The following is a 743-nucleotide window of genomic DNA, read 5'->3' on the forward strand; positions in this document are numbered from 1 at the left end:
CGCGCGGCATCCGCTCGGACGCCGAGCGCACGGGCATGGTCGTCGCCGAGCGCCAGCGGCCGGAGCACCCGCGTCAGGAACGCGAGGACGACCGCGCATGCGGCCGTCCCGACCGCGAGCAGCCAGAGCTGGTCACCGCGGACGTCGGCCACGCTGCCGACCGTCCAGTGCAGCGCGGTCTGGGCCTCGCGCACCTCGGCGCGCGCCAGCAGCCACGCGACCGTCGACCCGCAGAGGTAGGCCATGCCGACGCCCACGAGCACGAACCGCACGCCGTGCAGTCCCTGCCGCCACGCGGCCAGCCAGATCACGACCGCCACCGCGAGACCGCCGCCGAACGCGAGGCCCGCCACGATCGCGCCGCCGGCGCCGAGCCCGAGCAACGCCCAGACCGCGCCGAGGCTCGCGCCCGCGGAGATGCCGAGGATGTCGGGGCTCGCCAGCGGGTTGCGCAGCGTCGACTGGAAGACCGCCCCGGCCAGCGCGAACGCCACGCCCACGACGAGCGCGGCGACGATCCGCGGGAGCCGCAGCTCGAACACGACGAAGCGGTCGATGCGCTCCCCGCCCCCGAGGAGGACCGACAGGACCCGATCCGGCGTCACCCCGGCCGCTCCGAACGAGAGCGCCGCGAGCGCGATCGCCGCGGCGAGGACCGCGCCGACGAGCACGACGGCGACGCGACGGCGTCGGTCGGAGCGACGGACGGCCCCGATCCCGGCGGCATCGATCCCGGCGGCGTC

The 743-nt window shown here is 76.9% G+C and carries 1 protein-coding gene; it reads right to left on the bottom strand.

The genetic code is table 11. From position 1 onward, the window contains the following. Positions 1 to 743, bottom strand: a 743-nt coding sequence (locus ESO86_RS18010) for a FecCD family ABC transporter permease (protein WP_340638876.1), incomplete at both ends; no start/stop codon positions are given.

Source organism: Agromyces binzhouensis (assembly GCF_004135055.1).
Classification (GTDB): domain Bacteria; phylum Actinomycetota; class Actinomycetes; order Actinomycetales; family Microbacteriaceae; genus Agromyces; species Agromyces binzhouensis.